At 67.1% G+C, this 1541-nt stretch carries 1 protein-coding gene and 1 tRNA gene; one reads left to right on the top strand and one right to left on the bottom strand.

The window, feature by feature from the left end:
• Window positions 1-986, bottom strand: a 986-nt coding sequence (locus tag DW123_RS09310; RefSeq protein ID WP_118297917.1) for an IS110 family transposase, incomplete at its 3' end; no start/stop codon positions are given.
• Between the two features lie 291 nt (window positions 987-1277).
• On the opposite strand from DW123_RS09310, the gene DW123_RS09315 reads away from it, so the two are divergent.
• Window positions 1278-1353, top strand: a tRNA-Ile gene (locus DW123_RS09315).
• The last annotated feature ends 188 nt before the right edge of the window (window positions 1354-1541 follow it).

Raw genomic sequence — 1541 nt, forward strand, 5'->3', positions numbered from 1 at the left:
CAGAGCCTGGCGGTGCAGTCGTCGGCGCGCGCCCGGATCGCCGCGGGGACGTCCGCGCCGGGCGCCGGGGCCTTCGGGCGGGGCGTGCACGTCAGGTAGTGCCACGCCGACTCCACCAGTGTCGTCCTGGCGAGCCGGTTGCCCGTCTTGGTTATCCCGCCGCGCCGCTCGGTCTCGCCGCTCGAGCGCTCCGACGGGACCAGCCCGCACCAGCTCGCGAAGGCCGGGGCCGTCCGGAACCTCGTGAAGGAGCCCGCCTCGGCTGCGAGCCTGAAGGCCGTCAGGGTGTCGATTCCCTTGATGCAGGAGAGCGCCTCGACGGCAGGGCGCCACCGGTCGGTCCGGGCGAGGGCGAGCACCTTCTTCTCGAGCTGCCGGCGGTCCGACTCCGCGCACCTCGCGGCCGTGACGTAGTACTCGAGCGCGTCGCGCTGGGGCCCCTCGAGCCTGATCCCGGATATCCACCTCCAGTGGGCGCGCGTCCAGGATCCCTTCCTCGTCCCGTCGGCGTTGCGCTCGTCCCAGACGTGGCCCAGCCTGATCAGGAACATGTTGAGGCGCTGCCTGGCGCGGCGGTACTCCACCGTGGCGTCGTCGAGGGCGCGGTCGAGGTCCCGGGCGGCCTCGACGGCCGCATCGGGCAGCGGGACCTCCACGATGTTGTGGGTGGCGAGCGTGCGGGTGATGAACTCGGCGTCGCGCCGGTCGTTCTTGCGGCGCGCGTCCGCCGCCGGCCTCTGCATCCTGGAGACGGCGGCCACGGCGCAGTCGAGGCCGAGCGCGCGCAGCTCGCGCGCCATGTGGAAGCCGGTGGGGCCGCTCTCGTAGCAGGCCCTGGGCTCCTCGAACCCGAGGGCCCACTCCGCGATCTCGGCGGCGTCCGTCCCGAAGTCACGGTGCACCACCTCGCCGGTGAAGGGGTTGAACGCCGCGGCGGCGACCGATCGCGCGTGGACGTCCAGGCCGATGGAGGTAACATGGGGCATGGGAAGCCTCCTCCCCGCAGGTGCGGTAAGGGCTACCGCACGGGCCGATACTCAAAGCCCATTGTGGCATCCCGAGCCCGCGGAAAGAAGCTGCGCCGCGGGGGAGGCGACCCAAATGGCTTTCTCATATCGTCTTTCATATAGGCACACAAGGTCAAAGGCGGCACCATGATCCTCCTGGTCGACAAGATCGTGCGTTGAACGGGTGCCGCGTGCATGGTAGTATTTCACATCGTGGTTCAAGATGGGTGGCCCGCTCCGACGGCCTCTATCACATCCACCACTTTGCAAGGGCTCTTGGCGCAACGGTTAGCGCAGGGGACTCATAATCCCTGGGTTCTGGGTTCGAATCCCGGAGGGCCCACCAGAGAATCAAGAGGCCGGGCAAATAACCCGGCTTCTTTTTCCATAGTTCCCACTCCATATGCCTGACAAATTGCCTTGATAAACGTTTGCGGCTCAATTTCACGTAATAGATTATGCTGGTTGACAAGAACCATTTCAAAACTATGCCGGATTACGGGGCTGGACCCGGACCGGCCGTCCATGCCCTGC

Origin of the sequence: Collinsella sp. AM10-26, assembly GCF_003472525.1 — a bacterium.
Taxonomy (GTDB): Bacteria; Actinomycetota; Coriobacteriia; order Coriobacteriales; family Coriobacteriaceae; genus Collinsella.